The organism is Streptomyces sp. M92 (assembly GCF_028473745.1).
GTDB lineage: Bacteria > Actinomycetota > Actinomycetes > Streptomycetales > Streptomycetaceae > Streptomyces.
In genome coordinates, this window is sequence record NZ_CP101137.1 from 5,099,086 (window position 1) to 5,116,581 (window position 17,496).

Sequence of the window (17,496 nt, forward strand, 5' to 3'; positions counted from 1 at the left end):
GCGGCCGCTCAGCGCCGCTTGCCGAACTTCCGCAGCATCTGCTGGGCCTGGGCCCGCCGGCGCGGGTCCGCCGCCGCCCTGCGCACCTGCTCCGTCGCCCGGCGGCCCTGCGGGCTGCGCGCGAACCGCTTGATCCGGTCCAGTACTCCGGCCATGACGTTCCTCCGAGTCGACGACGGGTGTTTCCTGCCGACCGCCTACCCCGCGCTCGCCCGCTCACCCCGCGGGCCGCCGGGTTTGATCCGGCCGCGCCGGGCGACCCGCAGGGGCAGGACATCGCAAGCGAACGCCGAGAGGTGAGCCACTGTGGCCGGCAACCAGAAGTCCAAGGCCAAGACGGAACAGGCCAAGGGGAAGGCCAAGGAAGCGGCCGGCCGGGCCGTCGGCAACGAGCGCATGACGGCCGAGGGCCGCGCCGAGCAGTCCAAGGGCGACGCCCGGCAGGCCAAGGAGAAGGGCAAGGACGCGTTCCGGCACTGACACCGGAACCCGCGAAGGGCGTCGTGCCCGGCGGTGGGTCCGGGCCGCCCTCGTCACCTCGTCACCGCCCCGGGACGGGGGCAGGGCACGGCCCGGGGCGCGCACGGATGCCGCCGAAGCCCGGGCGGTTCCTCACCACCGCCGTGCATGACGATCGCGTCGTAGTACGCGAACTGCCCGGGCGTGCGCAAGTCCGTCCGCCTTTGCCTGCCGTACGGCCGGGCCGAAGCAGACGCGGTCGCGTTCGTCGTCCCGCGCCCGGCGGAAATCCGGATCGCGGGCGGCCCGGCGACCCTCGTGCGCGTCCGAGCCGTCGACCGCGCGCAGCGCCGGCAGACGGGGCGCGAGCACGTTGCGTGGAGCCCCACCAGGTCGAGGATGTCGCCGGTGCCGGAACAGCGGCCGATGATGCCGGCGGTGTAGCCGCGGCCGTCGCCGATGTCCTCGATGTACTGGTACTGCGCCTTCCCGTCGAGCGAGGAGTTCTCCGCGCTCGACACCAAGCGCATGGCGGTCTCCCTCTTCGGCGGGTCGTCGAGACCCGGAGCGCGCACCGTCGCCGAGGCCCGCTCGGGTGTCAGGAAGGCGATCGTCGCCAGTGACACGCCTGCCATGGCGTGCACGGCACGGCGCGAGGTGCCCGCGAATCCGTCACGGACGCGATATCGGCGCCCCGTCAGGGCACCGGCTGCTCCGCCCAGATGACCTTGCCGGCCGGCGTGTACCGCGTGCCCCAGCGCTCGGCGAGCTGCGCGACGAGGAAGAGGCCGCGCCCGCCCTCGTCCGTCATGGCGGCGTACCGCAGGTGCGGCGAGGTGCTGCTGCTGTCGAACACCTCGCAGATCAGGCTCCGGTCCCGCACCATCCGGACCTGGACGGTCTCCCCGCCGTACCGGATCGCGTTGGTGACCAGCTCGCTGAGGATCAGCTCGGTCGTGAAGGCCAGCTCGTCCAGCCCCCACTCGGCCAGCCGCCGGGTGACCTGGGAGCGGATCTCGCCGACCGCCGCCGGGTCGTTCGGGACCTGCCACTCGGCGACCCGGTCGGGGCCGAGCGCGTGGGTGCGGGCGACGAGCAGGGCGATGTCGTCGCCCGGCCGGTCCGGGAGCCGGGCGTCGAGGACGGTCCGGCAGGTCTCCTCCGGCGACTGACCGGCCGTCTCCAGCGCCCGGCGCAGGTGCTCCAGGCCGACGTCGATGTCGTGTTCCCGGGTCTCGACCAGCCCGTCGGTGTACAGCACCAGCCGGCTCCCCTCCGCCAGGCGCAGCTCGGTCGTCTCGAACGGCAGGCCGCCCAGGCCCAGCGGCGGTCCGGCGGGCACCTCCGGGAACTCCACGGTGCCGTCGGGCCGGATCAGCGCCGGCGGCGGGTGACCCGCGCGGGCCAGCACACAGACCCGGGAGACGGGGTCGTACACGGCGTAGAGGCAGGTCGCGCCGGTGACCGGGGCGGTGTCGTCGGCCGCCTCGTCCTGGTCGATGCGGCCCACCAGCTCGTCGAGCAGGCCGAGCAGCTCGTCGGGCGGCAGGTCGAGCGACGTGAAGTTGTGCACCGCCGTCCGCAGCCGCCCCATGGTGGCCGCCGCGTGCAGCCCGTGGCCGACGACGTCGCCCACCACGAGGGCCACCCGCGCCCCCGACAGCGGCAGTACGTCGAACCAGTCGCCGCCGACCCCCGCCTGCGCCGGCAGGTACCGGTAGGCGACGTCCAGGGCGTTCTGCTCGGGCATCCGGCGCGGCAGCAGACTGCGCTGGAGGGTGACCGCCATGCTGTGCTCGCGGGTGTAGCGGCGCGCGTTGTCGATCGAGACCGCGGCCCGCGCGACCAGTTCCTCGGCGAGCGTCAGCTCGTCCTCGTCGAACGGCTCGGGTTTCTCCGAACGCCAGAAGCTGACCACCCCGAGCACCAGGGTGCCCGCCCGCAGCGGCACGGTGATCAGCGAGTGGACGCCGTACTCCACCACCTGCGCGGAGCGCTCCAGGTCCTGTGCCTGCCAGCCCGGGGCCTCGTCCAGCCGGGGTTCGAGCACGGGGCGGCCCGTCTCCAGGGAGCGGCCCTGCGGGGAGGAGACCACGAAGCGGAGTTGCCGGCCGACCGGGTAGAGCGGGACCTCCTCGCGGATGCCGCTGAGCGCGGCGCGGCTCAGCGGGGTCGCGCTGCCCGGCTGACCGCCGGCCAGCACGGCGTCGTACAGGTCGACGCTGACGTAGTCCGCGAACCGGGGCACGGCCAGCTCCGCCAGCTCCTCGGCGGTGCGGGTGACGTCCAGGCTGGTGCCGATGCCCACACCGGCGGCGTACAGGATCTCCAGGCGTTCGCGGGCGGTCTCGGCCCGTCCGGACAGCGCCCGCAGCTCCGTCGAGTCCCGGAGCGTGGTGACGCTTCCGGCGGGGCCGCCGCGGATGTCCGTGGGGCGCTGGTTGACCGCCAGCAGCCGGTCCCCGACCAGGTGCACCTCGTCGGTGGCGACCCGGCCGGAGGCCAGCAGCTCCGCGGTGTCGTCCGGGAGGCCCAGTTCGCCGACCTGCCGTCCCTCGGCGTCGGCGGGCAGGTCGAGCAGGCGCTGCGCCTCGTCGTTGGCGAGCAGCAGCCGGCCGTCGGGGCCGACGATGAGCACGCCCTCCCGGACGCTGTGCAGGACGGCGTCGTGGTGTTCGTACATCCGGGTCATCTCGTGCGGCCCCAGGCCGTGCGTCTGCCGCAGCAGCCGCCGGCTGACCAGCGCGGTGCCCGCCGTCGCCAGGACCAGGCCGACGCCCGCCACGATCAGCACCAGCGGCAGCTGCCGGTCGGCGGCGCCGCCCACGTTCTCCGTCGTGATGCCGGCCGACACCAGGCCCACCACCTCGCCGTCCGGCGCCTCGACGGGCACGACGGCCTGCACGAGCGGGCCGATGGTCCCGTCGACCTGCTCGGTCACCGTCTCCCCGTTCAGCGCGGGGGCGATGGTGCCCACGAACTCCTTGCCGATGCGATCGGGCTTGGGATGGGTGTAGCGGATGCCGTCGGTGTTCATGACGACGACGAAGTCCACGCCCGTCGCCCTGCGCACCGCCTCGGCCCGGGGCTGGAGCACGGCCGTGGGGTCGGGGCTGCGCAGGGCCTCACGGATGCCGGGGGAATTGGCGAACGTCGAGGCCACGGCGACGGACCGATTGCGGGCCTCCACCTCGCTGTCGTGCCGCACCTGGAGCACCAGCGCCACCGCGGCCGCAACGACGAGCAGCAGCACGATGAACACGTTCAGGGCGAAGACCTGGCCGGCGACGCTGCGCCCGGACAGCGCGGAGCGCAGCGCCGCCGCGCGTCCTCGCCGTCCCGCCCCTCGCCATGACCGGTCCGCGTCTCGCCGGACCCGGGCGAGCGAACCGCTGGGACGACGGGGTGACCGCTCTCCCGATCGACCCATCAGTCGGACCATGTGCCCATGTCTACACTGCCGCGCCCGAGGAGGCGAGGGGCGCCCCCGGTGACGGAGCCACCGGACACGGGCAGGTCCGGGCCCGCGCTCATCCGGGACTGCGGTGCCGCGAGTGGCGCGTGGCGAGCAGCAGGGCGATGTCGTCGGGGCGGTCCTCGGTTCGGCGCGCGGTGCCGGTGAGCCGGTCGGCGACGCCCGCGAGCGAGCCGCCGTCCGCCCCCGTCGCCGGCGCGCCCTCCCTGGCCAGGGCCAGCCCGAGGGCGGTGATGCCGTCGTCGATGTCGGCGCCGGGCCGCTCCACCAGCCCGTCGGTGTACAGGGCGAGGACGGCGCCGGGCTCGACCCGGAACTCGGTCAGCGGGTACGGCGCGCCGGGGTCCACCCCGAGCACCACCCCGCCGGGCAGGTCCACGGGCTCGGTGCGTCCGTCCGGGTGGCGCAGCAGCGGCGGCGGGTGACCCGCGCGGGCCGCGCAGGCCCGCCCGGTGGCCGGGTCCAGCCGGATGTAGCAGCAGCTCGCGAACAGGCCCGGGTCCAGGTCGGTCAGCAGGTGGTTGACGCCGCCGAGCACCTCGTCGGGCGGACGGTCGCCGAGGGCGAAGGCGCGCACGGCGCTGCGCAGTTGCCCCATGGTGGCCGCCGCCTGCACGCCGTGCCCCTGCACGTCGCCGATGACCAGCGCCATGCCGTCGCCCGAGGCGACCACGTCGTACCAGTCCCCGCCCACCTCCATGCCCTGGGTACCGGGCAGATAGCGCCCGGCGGTCTCCAGCAGCGGGTGCGCCGGGAGGCGGCGGGGCAGCAGCGCCCGCTGCAGGCCGCGGGCGAGCGCGGTCTCGGACTCGTAGCGCCTGGCCTTCTCCATCGCCTGGGCGATCACCCCGGCGAGGGCGGTGAGCACGGAGCGCTCCTCGGTGCCGAAGCTCCGGGCGCGGTCGAAGCCCAGGATGCAGGAGCCGACCGGGCGGCCGGAGGCGATCAGCGGCAGGAAGGCGCGGGCGCCCTCCGTGGCGTCCAGCGGGATGCCCGGGTACGCGGCGGCCAGGGCCTGCATCGAGTCGAAGAAGAGCGGGCGGCCGCTGGTCAGCGTCTCGACCCCGGGCAGCCGGGCGTCCAGGGCCACCCCCTCGAAGGGGGCGAGGAAGCCGGGCGGGAAGCCCGTCTCCCACGCCAGGTACAGGTGCCGTTCCTGGAGCAGGTAGAGGGCGAGCCGGCGGCCGCCGAACGCGGGCAGCAGCTCCCGTACGACCACGGCGGCCACCTGGCGGGCGGTGACCGCCTCGGTCAGGGCCACGGCCAGGACGATGGGCCGGTACCCGGGCGGCGTGGTGGCGACGGCGGCGGGCCCGGGGTCCCGGTCCCCGGACGCCGCCCGAGCCGGGCCGTGCTCGGGTGTGAGACCGGCGGACGCGTCGGCCACCCGGTTGGCCGGGCGGAGCGTTCCGGTCAGCAGGTCCCGGCCGGGATGCACGGAGACCGCGAGCCAGTCGCCCTCGTAGGGCTGCGGGGCGGCCCGGCGGCCGTCGTCGGGCGGGCGGCGGACGTGGAAGTGGACCGGGTCCGGGGAGAGCAGGGCGCCGCGCAGGTGGTCCTCGTAGGCGGCCTGGTCCAGCCAGGGCACGGCCTCCCACAGGGAGTGGCCGAGCAGCCGGGCCCGGGGCAGGCCCAGCAGCCGGGCGGCGCGGGGATTGGCGTAGACGACGGTGCCCAGCCGGTCCACGCAGAACACGCCGTCCGGCAGCAGGTCGGCCGCGGCGTCCGCGACGGTGCCGCAGTTCGGCTCGCGTACGACGCCCCGCACCGGGCCGCGGGCGTGGCCGGCGGCCTGCGGCCGCCACAGTTCCACCAGGCGCAGCGTGCCGTCCGCGGCCCGCGCGTACAGGGGCAGCGGCGGCGGCAGGCCGGCGGCCGTCTGCCGCAGCGCCGCGGCGATCCGATGCCCGTCGTCGGGCGTCAGCGCGCCGGTGAGCGCGTCGAGTGTGACGACCGGGTGCCGGGCGTTGTCGGCCAGCCCGAGCAGGGCGCACAGCGGCTCGTCGACGGTGACGGCGCCGGAGCCGGGGTCCCAGGCGAAACTTCCGGCGTGCCGCGGGTGGCGCGCGGACGGCGGCGGCCGCAGGCACAGCGGTTCACCGTCCCAGAGCACGGGCGGCGCCTCCCGGTCCGCGGCCGACCGGTCCAGCAGCGCGCCGAGTTCCCGCGCCGTCTCTTCCATCCGGTTCAGGCCCTCCAGCACCTCGGCGGTGTCGGAGGCCGAGGGGCGCAGGACGGTCAGGACGCCGTACGTCCGCGCGGCGCCGGCGACGGGCACGTACAGGGAGCCGAAGGGGAACGGCAGGCCGGCCGCGAACTGCGGGTAACGGCGCATCGTCTCGGTCGAGTTGGGCAGCACCACGCGGGTGCCGAGCCGGTAGGCGTCGGCCACCGGGAACGGACTGTCGGTGTGCAGCCGCCACCAGGGACGGAACAGCGGTCCGGGCAGTCCGGCGAGGACGGCGAGCCGCAGCAGCCCGGGTGTGCGGGAGGGCAGGTAGATCCCGCCCGCGTAGCCGCCGGCCGCGCCGATCGCCTGTGCGCAGGCGTCGACGAGCAGTGCCGTCGGCCCTCCCGGCGTCCGGCCTGCGTCCCCGGCGCCTGCACTCATCGGCCCCACCTCGTCCGTGCGCCGTCACACCGTGCGCCGTCACGCGGGCGACACAGCAAGAATGCGCCACCCCACCGGCATCGCGCACGCGGTGGGGCCGCGCGGGTGAGCGGGACGGGGCGTTGACCGCGTGGGCCGGAGTCCGTAACCTCCTCCGCGACATTCGGAAATAACTCCGAAACTTTCGGATTTTCCGTTCTCCCGGACGGCTCCGAACGGCTCCCGCACACCGATACGAGGAACGGGATGACATGCGCATGACTCTGCTCCGTCTGTCCAGAGCGGCCACCGCCGGAATCGTCGCCGCGGCCGCGCTGACCGCTGCGGCCCATTCCGCCGAAGCCGCCCCGTCCGCCGGGCCCGCCGCGGCCGACACGCTCGGCTCCGCGGCGGCCGCCCAGGGCCGCTACTTCGGTGCCGCCGTCGCATCCGGCCACCTCGGCGAGGCCGACTACGTCTCCACCCTGAACCGGGAGTTCAACTCCGCGACGCCCGAGAACGAGATGAAGTGGGACGCCACCGAGCCCACCCGCGGCACCTTCACCTTCTCGGCCGCCGACCGGGTCGTCGACCACGCCCAGGCACAGGGCATGGACGTCCGCGGCCACACCCTCGTCTGGCACTCCCAACTGCCCTCCTGGGTGGGCGGCCTGGGCGCGGCCGACCTGCGCACCGCCATGAACAACCACATCAACCGCGTGATGGGGTACTACAAGGGCGAGATCCACAGCTGGGACGTCGTCAACGAGGCCTTCCAGGACGGCGGCAGCGGTGCCCGGCGCAGCTCGCCCTTCCAGGACAAGCTGGGCGACGGCTACATCGAGGAGGCCTTCCGTACCGCCCGCGCCGCCGACCCCGCCGCCAAGCTCTGCTACAACGACTACAACACAGACGGCATCAACGCGAAGAGCACCGCCGTCTACGACATGGTCAAGGACTTCAAGTCCCGCGGCGTGCCCATCGACTGCGTCGGCTTCCAGGGCCACTTCAACAGCAACTCCCCGGTCCCGGCCGACCGTCGGGCCAACCTCCAGCGCTTCGCCGACCTCGGCGTCGACGTGCAGATCACCGAGCTGGACATCGAGGGCTCCGGCGCCGCCCAGGCCGACGACTACGCCCGCGTGGTCGAGGCCTGCCTCGCCGTGGACCGCTGCACCGGCATCACCGTGTGGGGCGTCACCGACAAGTACTCGTGGCGCAGCGGCGGCACCCCGCTCCTGTTCGACGGGGACTACGCGGCCAAGCCCGCCTACGACGCCGTCCTGACCGCCCTCGGCGGCACCGGCGGCGGTGACGACGGCGGCGGCGACCCCGGCGACGGAACCGCGACCTGCACCGCCACCTACACCAGGACCGCGGACTGGAACAGCGGCTACAACGGCCAGGTCACCATCACCGCGGGCAGCGAGCCGATCGGCTCCTGGGCGGCGACCGTCACCTTCCCGGCGTCGCAGCGGGTCGAGGCCACCTGGAACGCCACGCCGGCCTGGAACGGCAACGTCATGACGGCACGGCCGAGCTGGAACGGCACCCTGGCACCCGGCGCGTCGACCAGCTTCGGCTTCACGGTGACGAAGAACGGCAGCGACGCCGCACCCGTGGTCGGCGGCTGCACCGCTTCCTGACCCGCCCGGGCGCACCGGGCCGCCGCCACCCCGAAGACGTCCCGGGCGGCGGCCCGGCGCGCCCCGCCACGACCACCGCCGGGTGCCCGGGAGCGACCGGGACGGCGTCCTTTCCGGCGCACTCGGCCCACGGCTGTCCGAAAAACGGCGCGTCCGGCGGAAGTTGGGGCAAAGAGACCGTGCTGGCGGTCCCGGTGCGTATCGTGAGGGGCCGGGGCCCGCGCTCTCCCTACCCGGCCCCGGACCGGACGGTGAGGCTCTGTATGACTCCGGCGCACAGACCCGAAGCCGCGGACGCCTCGGTCGTGTCCTCGGCGGTGGAGTTCAGGGGCGGCTCGGCGATGATCCCGGCCTCCCGGGACATCGTGCACGGCTTCGTCGACCGGCTCGGGGAGCGGGGCGTGGACCTGGCCGACGGCTTCCTGGACGCCGCCCGCCTGGTCGCCAGTGAACTGGTGACGAACGCGCTCCGGCACGCGCCCGGCCCCTGCCGGCTGGAGCTGACCCTGGTGGACGACGGTGTGGAGATCGCCGTGTCGGACACGGGGGAGGAGTTCCCCACGTTCCTGCCCCGCGACCCCCTGCGGGTCGGCCGGCACGGGCTGGAGATCGTGACCCGCCTGTGCGACGAGGTCATCACCAAGCCGCACGCGACGGGCAAGACGGTCTACGCCCGCCTGCCGCTGCGCTGACGCCGCCCGGCCGGCGGCTCAGGCGGCCAGGGCCCGTTCGACCGTCGGGAAACAGGCGATGAGGCCGTCGACGCCCACGAGCCGCAGTACGCGCTCGACGGCGTGCCGGGGTGCGGCGAGCCGGAACCAGACGCCGCGGGACTCGGCGGCCTGGTGGGCGGCGATGAGCACGTTGATGCCGCTGGAGTCGAGGAAGGCCACCTCCGCGAAGTCGACCACCGTGCCCGGCGCCGTCTGCACGCAGGACAGCAGCACGTCGCGGAGCTGACTGCTGCCGTCCAGGTCGACCTCCCCGGCGAGGGTGACGACGCTGACGCCGTCGCCCGTGGTCGTACGGGTGATCAGCAGCCGCTCGGGTACCGCCGCACCCTCGATGTCCGCCACGTTCCCTCATCTCCCGCATATGCCCGGCCCGTCGTCGGTGGCTTGATGTTAAGGCCCTTCGGGGCCGGCGGGGGCCACTTGTGCACAGTGGGGGCCGCCTGGGGCCGGGCGGTTCGGGCTCGGCGCGCGCGAAGGGGTTCCTCTGACTACGGTCGAGGTGTGGTGGCTCATACATTCGAGGAGCTCGTGCACAAGCGTCGTGCGGCGGACCAGGCCCGCCACCGGGTCGAGACGCTGCGCGACTCGTACGGGCCTCCCACACAGCATCAGTGGACCCCGCGGCAGTCGGACACCTACGAGACCGCCGTACGGGCCTGGCGCGACCTCGACCGGGACGCGCAGACCGCGATGACCGAGTACGTGAAGGAGGGTGGTCAGTCCCGGCACAAGATCGAGGCGAAGGTGCGCAAGGCCGTCCAGGACGGGGGCCAGGGCTCCTGACCGACCGGGGCGGCCCGGCACAGCCGGAGCACATCCGACCATCGAGAAGCCCCGCACCCGACCGGGAGCGGGGCTTCCTCCCGTCCCGGGAGGCGGGACTCCCGCTCCGGGGGCCGCCCGGCCCTTCGCTCACGGAGCTGCGAGCCGCCCGGCCAGGGCCTCGTCGTCCAGCAGACCGGGTACGGCGTCCGGTGCCGCTGCCCGGTCCTCGGGGCCCGGGGTCGTGAGTTGCGCGGCTGGGTCGGGTCGCCCGGCGTCCGGTGCCGCTGGGGCGCCCTGCGTCAGGCGGGCGGCCCGGGCCGTCGTACTTGCGGGGGTGCGTCCGTCGGGCCGGTACGGGGCTGGGTGTCGTGCGGGCCCGTCGGTGCCGGGCCGGTGTCACACCCGCCCGGTCAGGGCCTCGTCGTCCAGCAGACCGGGTACGGCGTCCGGTGCCGCTGGGGCGCCCCGCGTCAGGTGGGCGGCCCGGGCCGTCGTACTTGCGGGGGTGCGTCCGTCGGGCCGGTACGGGGCTGGGTGTCGTGCGGGCCCGTCGGTGCCGGGCCGGTGTCACACCCGCCCGGCCAGGGCCTCGTCGTCCAGCAGACCGCGTACGGCGTCCAGCGCCGCCGCCCGGTCCTCGGGCACCAGGCCGATGCGGGTGCGGCGGTCGAGGAGGTCGGACTCGTCGAGGGCTCCCTCGTGACGCAGGGCCCACAGGAGTTCGGCGCCCGTGACGGGGTGGTCCGGCAGAATCCGCTCGCCGAGCCGGGGGCCGCGGGCGGCGAGGGCGTGGACGGCCGGCGCCTCGGTGCCGTAGCGGCGGACCAGGCGGCGCGGTGCCCGCAGCGCGGCCAGGGCGTGCGGTGCGGCGGCGCCGACCAGCGGCAGCGCGGCGGTGGGGGACGGGCCCGCGCCGAGCCGGCGGGCGGCGACGGCGGCGTCCACGGCGTCCTCGGCCATGCGCCGGTACGTGGTGAGCTTGCCGCCCACCACGGTGACCACGCCCTCCGGCGAGGTGAGCACCGCGTGCCGGCGGGAGACGTCCGCCGTGCGGGGACCGCCGCCGGACCGGTCGGCGGGCCCCGTGTCCAGCAGGGGGCGCAGGCCCGCGAAGGCGCCCACCACGTCCTCGCGGCGCACCGGCACGTCCAGCACGGAACCGAGCACGTCCAGCAGGAAGCCCACATCGGTCTCGGGCACCTCGGGAACGTCCGGCACCTCGCCCTCCACGGGCTCGTCGGTCAGACCGACGTAGACCCGTCCGTCGCCCTGGGGCAGCACCAGGACGAAGCGGTTGGTCTCCCCGGGTATCGGCACGTGCAGGCCGGCGGGCAGCGGGCCGAGCCGGTCGGAGCGCAGGACCAGGTGGGTGCCGCGGGAGGGGCGGACCCGGATGCCGTCGGTGAGGTCACCGGCCCACACCCCGGAGGCGTTGACGACCGCGCGGGCGCGGATCTCGCCCTCCTCCCCGGTGATCTCGTCGCGTATCCGGGCGCCGGACGCGGTCAGCTCCAGCGCCCGCACCCGGGTCAGCACCCGGGCGCCGCGCGCGGCGGCGGTCCGGGCGAGCGCGGTCACCAGGCGGGCGTCGTCCGTGAGCCGGCCGTCCCAGGACAGCAGCCCGCCGCGCAGCCGCTCGGAGCGCAGGGCGGGGGCCAGGTGCCGGGTCTCCACGGCGGACAGCCGGCGCGGCGCGGGCAGGGTGGCCCGCGCGGTGCGCGCCGCCAGCCGCAGCGTGTCGCCGGCCCGGAACCCGGCCCACGCCAGCGCCGCCTGCCCCCGCGAGACCAGCGGCGTCAGCGGCAGCACGAACGGCTGGGCGTGCACCAGGTGCGGAGCCGTACGCTCCATCAGGACCCCGCGCTCGACCGCGCTCTCGTGGGCCACGTCCAGCTGCGCGGAGGCGAGGTAGCGCAGGCCGCCGTGGATCAGCTTGGAGCTCCAGCGGGAGGTGCCGAAGGCCAGGTCGTGGGCGTCCACGGCGACCACGCTCAGGCCCCGGGCCGCGGCGTCCAGGGCGACGCCGGCACCGGTCGCGCCGAGCCCGACGACCAGGACGTCCACGACGGGGCCGCCCACCGCCTCGGTGAGCTCGCGCGAGCGCCGCGCGGCGGACAGGGAGGCCCCGGCGGCGGGACTGCTGCTGGTCGGGCTCATGGGGCGAGGGTCCTCTCCAGGATGGTGCGCAGTTCCCCGAGGAAGGCCCCGGGGGTCAGTTCGGCGTCGTCCTCGTTGGTCATGGTGCGCAGCGACAGGGCGAAGGACTGGACGACCAGCAGGACGGACCGCGCCTGCCGTCCGGTGTGGGCCGGGCGCACCGACCCGTCGGCGTGGCCCTCGGCCAGTCCGCCGGCCAGCAGTTCCAGCAGTGCCTCCTGGCTCGCCCCGCGCCGGTCGAGGACGTAGGGGAGCAGCAGCTCGGGATCGACGTCGACGATCTTGCGGAAGAGCGGATGCGCGCGGAACGCCTCCACCCCGGTGACCAGTCCCTCGACGATGCGCGGGCGGGTGTCCAGGCCCGGCCGCGCATCGGGGATGGCGCCGGTGGCCACCGCGATCCACTCGCGGGTCATCAGATCGCCGACCAGGGTCCGCACGTCCGGCCAGCGCCGGTACAGCGTCATCCGGGAGACGCCGGCGCGGCGGGCCACGTCGGTCATCGTCGTGCGGCGGACCCCGACGGCCAGCACGCAGTCGCGCACGGCGTCCAGCACGGTGTCGTTGTCCGCGGCGTTCGGCCGGTCCGGGCTGCGGTCCGAGTCGTTGTGACGGTTGGGCGTCATGTGTAACAGTGTAACGCCCCAGGGGCCGCGCAGCCGGCATCCCCCCGAACCGACCGTGAGGACGACAGGCAATGGACATGCTGTGGAACGGCTGGGGAGACCCGGCCAGGGCGACACCGCTGCCCGACACGGTGACCGGGATGCTGCGCGAACTGCTCGGCGTGCAGCCCCGCGACACCGTCCCCGTCCCGCTGGAGGGGATCGGCGTACCGGCGTCGCCGCTGGACGGAGCCGCCCGCCGCGCCCTGGAGGCCGCCGTCGGCGACCGCCCGGACCGGGTGCGCACCGACGCCGAGTCCCGGGTCCGCCACACCCGCGGCAAGTCCACCCCCGACCTGCTGCGGATGCGGACCGGCGACACCACCGACGCCCCCGCCGCCGTCGTCCTCCCGGACAGCCACGACGAGGTGCTCGCCGTACTCGACGCCTGCGCCCGGCACGGCCTGGCCCTCGTCCCGTTCGGCGGCGGTACCTCCGTCGTCGGCGGCCTCGCACCCGAAGGCCGGTCCGGTCGCGCCGGCTTCGTCGCCCTGGACCTGCGGCACATGGACCGCCTGCTCGACCTCGACGAGGTCTCCCGCACTGCCACCCTGCAACCCGGCCTGCGCGCCCCCGAGGCCGAGGCGCTGCTCGCCGAACGGGGCTACACCCTCGGCCACTTCCCCCAGTCCTACGAGTGGGCCACCATCGGCGGCTTCGCCGCGACCCGCTCCAGCGGACAGGCCTCCGCCGGATACGGACGCTTCGACGAGATGGTCCTCGGCCTCACCCTCGCCACCCCCGAGGGCACCCTCGTCACCGGCCGCGCCCCGCGCTCGGCCGCCGGGCCCGACCTGCGCCAGCTGATCCTGGGCTCCGAGGGTGCCTTCGGCGTCATCACCTCGGTCACCGTCCGCATACGCCCCCTGCCGCAGGTCCGCCGCTACGAGGGCTGGCGGTTCGACTCCTTCGACGCGGGCGCCGCCGCCCTGCGCCGCCTCGCCCAGGACGGCCCGCGCCCCACGGTGCTGCGGCTGTCCGACGAGACCGAGACCCTGATCGGCCTCGCCCAGCCCGACGCCATCGGAGCCCTTCTCGACCGGCAGGACGCCGGCTGCCTCGCCGTCGTCGGCTTCGAGGGCACCGAGGAGGACACCGCGCACCGCCGCGAGGGCGCCGCCGCCGTCCTGCGCGAGTGCGGCGGCACCTTCGCCGGGGACGAGCCGGGGGAGCGCTGGGCCCGCGGCCGCTACTCGGCGCCGTACCTGCGCGACTCGCTGCTCGACGCCGGGGCGCTCGCCGAGACCCTGGAGACCGCGACCTACTGGTCCCGCGTCCCCGCGCTGTACACCGCCGTGCGCGACGCGCTCACCGCCACCCTCACCGGGGCCGGCACCCCGCCGCTGGTCATGTGCCACATCTCGCACGTCTACGAGAACGGCGCCTCCCTGTACTTCACCGTCGTCTCCGCCCAGGGCGAGGACGCCGTGGCGCACTGGACTCGGGCCAAGCACGCCGCCAACGAGGCGATCGGCGCCGCGGGCGGCACCATCACCCACCACCACGGCGTCGGCACCGACCACCGCGACTGGTACGTCCGGGAGGCGGGACCGCTCGGTGTGGCGGCCCTGGGCGCCGTCAAGCGGAGCCTGGACCCGGCGGGAGTGCTCAGCCCCGGCGTCCTGCTGCCCGGGGACGGTCCCGGCCGCCCGGCCCACCCCCACCCGTGAGACAACTGTCCGGCACCACCCCTCAGCCCGGAGGCACATCGATGCGACAGTTCACCGCCGTCGTCAACCCCACCGCGGGCGGCGCCACTTCGGCCGCCGCGCTGCTCGGGGTGGCCCGGCTGCTGCGGGAGGCGGGCGCCGGGCTGGAGACGGAGTACAGCCGCAGCCTCGGCCACGCCCGGGAGATCGCCCGGCGGGCCGGGGAGCGCGGCCGGGTGGTGCTCGCCGTCGGCGGCGACGGCATGGCCGGCGGGATAGGCGGCGCCCTCAGCGGCACAGGGGCGACGCTGGGACTCGTCCCGGCCGGACGCGGCAACGACTTCGCGCGCGCCCTGGGCCTGCCCACCGAGCCCGCCGCCCTCGCCGAGGTGCTGCTGCGGGGCGAGCCGCGCCCCGTCGACACCATCGAGCTCACCTCCGCCGCCCACGACCGCACCGTCGTGCTCGGCAGCGTCTACGCCGGTGTCGACGCGCTCGCCAACCGCCACGCCAACGAGACCCGTCTGCTGCGCGGCGCCGCCTCCTACTACGCGGGCGCCCTGCGCGCCGTCACGGGCTGGCGCGCCACCCGCTACCGCGTCACCGTCGACGGCGAGGAGCACGCCTTCACGGGCTACACCACGGTGGCCGCCAACTCCGGGTACTACGGCTTCAACCGCCGCATCGCGCCGTCCGCCCGGGTCGACGACGGCCTGCTGGACGTCGTGATGATCCACCACGCGCCCCGGCTGCTGTTCTTCGCCCTGATGAGGGAACTCGAGTCGGGCGGTCACGTCCGCCGTCCCCAGGTCCGCGTCCTGCGCGGCCGGGAGGTCCGCATCGAGGCGGACCGGGCCGTACCGTACGGCGCCGACGGCGAGGTCGAGGCCCTCGTCCCGGTCACGGCCAGGGTACTGCCCGGCGCGCTGCGCGTCCTGTGCTGAGCACGCCGCCGGGCCGGCCACCGCGGACGGTGACCGGCCCGGCGGGTGCGGCCCTCAGCCCCGGGGGGTGGTGAACCGTTCCCAGACGCGGTGCGAGCCCAGCAGTTCGGTGACCTGTTCCAGGGCCGCCGTGCCGGAGTCGGCGACGATCACACCGGGCGCGTCGACCGGAACCCCCGACGCCTCCAGCGCGACCTCGCCGCCCGCCCAGACGCCGATCGCCTTGCCGTGCCGGAACGCCTCCGACACCAGCAGGCTCACCCGCGGGTCGGTCGTCGCCGGCCGTGCGGGCGCCGGCCCGGACTTGTAGTCGCGCGGGGTGTACGCGTCGCCGCCCATGTCCGGCGCCCCCGCCAGCAGTACGGCGTCGAACTCGACGGAGCGCGCGGTGACGTAGCTGCGCTGGACGGTCACCGCGGCGTCGCCCGAGCCGAGGGTGCCGCCGTTCGGCGCCACCACCAGCGGCACCATCCCCGCGTTCAGCACCGCATGCCGCACGGCGTTCACGCCCTCCAGGTCGCCCCCGCCCGTGACGATGCCGACGACCCGGCCGTCGGTGGGCCAGGTCCGCCCGACCTGCGACAGCGCCGGGCTCGGCTCGACGTCGGCCAGCGGCACGGTCGGCTGCGGCGCGGGCAGGCCGAGGCCCTCGGCGACGCCCGCGCACAGCTCCGGGTCGATGTTGGCCAGCACCTGGAGCGTCCGCTCCCGGATCGCCTGCTCGTAGCACTTGCCCAGCTCGAAGGTGTAGGCACCGATGATGTGCTCGCGCTCCACCGGGCTCATGCTCAGCCAGAAGCGCCGGGGCTGGCTGAAGTGGTCCGCGAACGACTCCGGCGCCTCGCGCACCTTGGTCGCCTCCGGGACCCGCACCGGCGCCTCGATGTACGCGCCCTCGGCCGCGCCGGCCGTGAACGGGCAGCCGCCGTCCAGGGAGTTGGGCCGGTAGGGCGCCACCCCCCGGTGCACCGCCGTCTGGTGCATGCCGTCGCGCAGCATGTCGTTGACCGGCGCCTGCGGCCGGTTGATCGGCAGCTGCGGGAAGTTGGGGCCGCCCAGCCGGGTGATCTGCGTGTCCAGGTACGAGAACAGCCGCCCCGCGAGCAGCGGGTCGTCGGTGACGTCGATGCCCGGCACCAGGTGGCCCACGTGGAAGGCGACCTGCTCCGTCTCCGCGAAGAAGTTGGACGGGTTGCGGTTCAGCGTCAGCAGCCCCACCGGCTGCACCGGCGCCAGCTCCTCGGGCACGATGTTGGTCGGGTCCAGCAGGTCGATGCCCTCGAAGGTCTGCTCCGGGTTGTCGGGGAAGGTCTGGATGCCCAGCTCCCACTGCGGGTACGCGCCCGCCTCGATCGCGTCCGCCAGGTCCCGGCGGTGGAAGTCCGGGTCGACGCCGTTGATGAGCTGCGCCTCGTCCCACACCAGGGAGTGCACGCCCAGCTTCGGCTTCCAGTGGAACTTCACCAGCGTCGTCTCGCCCGCGGCGTTGACCAGCCGGAAGGTGTGGACGCCGAAGCCCTCCATCATCCGGTAGGAGCGCGGGATGCCGCGGTCGCCCATGAAGAAGATGGTGTGGTGGGTCGCCTCGGTGTGCAGCGAGACGAAGTCCCAGAAGGTGTCGTGCGCGCTCTGTGCCTGCGGGATCTCCCGGTCGGGGTGCGGCTTCGCGGCGTGCACCACGTCCGGGAACTTGATCGCGTCCTGGATGAAGAAAACCGGGATGTTGTTGCCGACCAGGTCGAAGACGCCCTCGCTGGTGTAGAACTTCGTCGCGAACCCGCGGGTGTCCCGCACGGTGTCCGACGACCCCCGGGAGCCGACCACGGTCGAGAACCGCGTGAACACCGGCGTCTCCACGTCGTCGGCGAGGAACGCCGCCTTCGTCACGGAGGCCGCCGTGCCGTAGCTCTGGAAGACGCCGTGCGCGCCCGCGCCGCGCGCGTGCACCACGCGCTCCGGGATGCGCTCGTGGTCGAAGTGCATGACCTTCTCGCGCAGGTGGTGGTCCTGCAGCAGCACGGGGCCGCGCGGCCCCGCCTTCAGCGAGTGGTCGGTGTCGTACAGCCGCGTGCCCTGGGCGTTCGTCAGGTAGGCGCCGGACTGCGCGACGCGGGCCTGGTCGGCGCCCGTGGGCTGGCCGGTGGGCGAGACGGTGTCCGGGCCGCTCTGGTCCGGCTTCGGGGGCAGCGGCTCCCGGGGCTCGGTGGGTTCGGCGACGGGCGGCGACTCGGGCCCGGGCTTGCCGGGGACGCCGTCCGCCGGACCGCCACCGTCGCCCTGCAGGCTCTCGGTGACCTTGTGGGCTACCCGCTTGAGGGGGTTGGCCTCGCTCATCAGCCTCTTCTCCGTTCTGGGCGGGCCGCTGCACGCGGCCGGTCGTGTTCGGGTACCGACTGCCGTGGTGGGCCGTGA

The 17,496-nt window shown here is 75.0% G+C and carries 13 protein-coding genes and 1 pseudogene; 6 read left to right on the plus strand and 8 right to left on the minus strand.

Features of this window, described 5'->3' with window-relative positions; all coding sequences use genetic code 11:
- Positions 1 to 8: 8 nt before the first annotated feature.
- Complete coding sequence (locus M6G08_RS22930) at positions 9 to 155, minus strand: hypothetical protein (protein ID WP_107063994.1); 147 nt, start codon at positions 153 to 155, stop codon at positions 9 to 11.
- Between the two features lie 151 nt (positions 156 to 306).
- Here M6G08_RS22930 and M6G08_RS22935 point away from each other — a divergent pair, with 151 nt between their 5' ends.
- Entirely contained in the window at positions 307 to 480 is a 174-nt protein-coding gene (locus M6G08_RS22935; protein ID WP_272589042.1) for a CsbD family protein, read from the plus strand.
- Positions 481 to 534: 54 nt separating this feature from the next.
- On the opposite strand, the pseudogene M6G08_RS22940 reads toward M6G08_RS22935, so the two are convergent.
- The 3 genes and pseudogenes from M6G08_RS22940 to M6G08_RS22950 form a co-directional block, all read right to left on the minus strand.
- Positions 535 to 1,094, minus strand: a pseudogene (locus M6G08_RS22940) (chitosanase); the annotation flags it as partial.
- A gap of 62 nt (positions 1,095 to 1,156) precedes the next feature.
- Positions 1,157 to 3,901: a SpoIIE family protein phosphatase gene (locus tag M6G08_RS22945; protein ID WP_272589043.1), complete on the minus strand. Its 2,745-nt coding sequence runs from the start codon at positions 3,899 to 3,901 to the stop codon at positions 1,157 to 1,159.
- Positions 3,902 to 3,989: 88 nt separating this feature from the next.
- Positions 3,990 to 6,545, minus strand: a complete 2,556-nt coding sequence (locus M6G08_RS22950) for a SpoIIE family protein phosphatase (RefSeq protein ID WP_272589044.1) — start codon at positions 6,543 to 6,545, stop codon at positions 3,990 to 3,992.
- Positions 6,546 to 6,796: 251 nt separating this feature from the next.
- On the opposite strand from M6G08_RS22950, the gene M6G08_RS22955 reads away from it, so the two are divergent.
- Positions 6,797 to 8,170 (plus strand): glycoside hydrolase family 10 protein, encoded by a 1,374-nt coding sequence (locus M6G08_RS22955; RefSeq protein ID WP_272589045.1) that lies wholly within the window; start codon positions 6,797 to 6,799, stop codon positions 8,168 to 8,170.
- Between the two features lie 263 nt (positions 8,171 to 8,433).
- Positions 8,434 to 8,862: an ATP-binding protein gene (locus tag M6G08_RS22960; RefSeq protein WP_272589046.1), complete on the plus strand. Its 429-nt coding sequence runs from the start codon at positions 8,434 to 8,436 to the stop codon at positions 8,860 to 8,862.
- An 18-nt stretch (positions 8,863 to 8,880) separates the two neighbouring features.
- Here M6G08_RS22960 and M6G08_RS22965 read toward each other — a convergent pair whose 3' ends face one another.
- Positions 8,881 to 9,246 (minus strand): STAS domain-containing protein, encoded by a 366-nt coding sequence (locus M6G08_RS22965; protein ID WP_217251307.1) that lies wholly within the window; start codon positions 9,244 to 9,246, stop codon positions 8,881 to 8,883.
- 186 nt (positions 9,247 to 9,432) lie between these two features.
- Here M6G08_RS22965 and M6G08_RS22970 point away from each other — a divergent pair, with 186 nt between their 5' ends.
- Positions 9,433 to 9,687, plus strand: coding sequence for a hypothetical protein (locus M6G08_RS22970; RefSeq protein ID WP_272589047.1), 255 nt, complete (start codon positions 9,433 to 9,435; stop codon positions 9,685 to 9,687).
- A gap of 549 nt (positions 9,688 to 10,236) precedes the next feature.
- Here M6G08_RS22970 and M6G08_RS22975 read toward each other — a convergent pair.
- Positions 10,237 to 11,826 carry a glycerol-3-phosphate dehydrogenase/oxidase gene (locus M6G08_RS22975; protein WP_272589048.1) on the minus strand — a complete coding sequence of 530 codons (1,590 nt, stop codon included), beginning with the start codon at positions 11,824 to 11,826 and terminating at the stop codon, positions 10,237 to 10,239.
- Positions 11,823 to 12,452 (minus strand): TetR/AcrR family transcriptional regulator, encoded by a 630-nt coding sequence (locus M6G08_RS22980; protein WP_272589049.1) that lies wholly within the window; start codon positions 12,450 to 12,452, stop codon positions 11,823 to 11,825. Before M6G08_RS22980 ends, M6G08_RS22975 begins: the two co-directional genes overlap by 4 nt.
- Positions 12,453 to 12,523: 71 nt before the next feature.
- Between M6G08_RS22980 and M6G08_RS22985 the strand changes: the two genes are divergently transcribed.
- Both M6G08_RS22985 and M6G08_RS22990 read left to right on the plus strand, forming a co-directional pair.
- The gene (locus tag M6G08_RS22985; protein ID WP_272589050.1) at positions 12,524 to 14,161 is read left to right on the plus strand and encodes an FAD-binding oxidoreductase; all 1,638 of its coding nucleotides are present in this window, start codon (positions 12,524 to 12,526) and stop codon (positions 14,159 to 14,161) included.
- Between the two features lie 41 nt (positions 14,162 to 14,202).
- Positions 14,203 to 15,084 (plus strand): YegS/Rv2252/BmrU family lipid kinase, encoded by an 882-nt coding sequence (locus M6G08_RS22990; protein ID WP_272589051.1) that lies wholly within the window; start codon positions 14,203 to 14,205, stop codon positions 15,082 to 15,084.
- 54 nt (positions 15,085 to 15,138) lie between these two features.
- Here the strand turns inward: M6G08_RS22990 and M6G08_RS22995 are convergent, their stop codons facing one another.
- Complete coding sequence (locus tag M6G08_RS22995; protein WP_272589052.1) at positions 15,139 to 17,418, minus strand: catalase; 2,280 nt, start codon at positions 17,416 to 17,418, stop codon at positions 15,139 to 15,141.
- Between the last annotated feature and the right edge of the window lie 78 nt (positions 17,419 to 17,496).

Coding starts and splice junctions, on each gene's coding strand:
- M6G08_RS22945 (WP_272589043.1), bottom strand. CDS start 3,901: ATGGTCCGACTGATGGGTCGATCGGGAGAGCGGTCACCCCGTCGTCCC.
- M6G08_RS22955 (WP_272589045.1), top strand. CDS start 6,797: ATGCGCATGACTCTGCTCCGTCTGTCCAGAGCGGCCACCGCCGGAATC.
- M6G08_RS22980 (WP_272589049.1), bottom strand. CDS start 12,452: ATGACGCCCAACCGTCACAACGACTCGGACCGCAGCCCGGACCGGCCG.
- M6G08_RS22950 (WP_272589044.1), bottom strand. CDS start 6,545: ATGAGTGCAGGCGCCGGGGACGCAGGCCGGACGCCGGGAGGGCCGACG.
- M6G08_RS22960 (WP_272589046.1), top strand. CDS start 8,434: ATGACTCCGGCGCACAGACCCGAAGCCGCGGACGCCTCGGTCGTGTCC.
- M6G08_RS22985 (WP_272589050.1), top strand. CDS start 12,524: ATGGACATGCTGTGGAACGGCTGGGGAGACCCGGCCAGGGCGACACCG.
- M6G08_RS22990 (WP_272589051.1), top strand. CDS start 14,203: ATGCGACAGTTCACCGCCGTCGTCAACCCCACCGCGGGCGGCGCCACT.
- M6G08_RS22930 (WP_107063994.1), bottom strand. CDS start 155: ATGGCCGGAGTACTGGACCGGATCAAGCGGTTCGCGCGCAGCCCGCAG.
- M6G08_RS22995 (WP_272589052.1), bottom strand. CDS start 17,418: ATGAGCGAGGCCAACCCCCTCAAGCGGGTAGCCCACAAGGTCACCGAG.
- M6G08_RS22975 (WP_272589048.1), bottom strand. CDS start 11,826: ATGAGCCCGACCAGCAGCAGTCCCGCCGCCGGGGCCTCCCTGTCCGCC.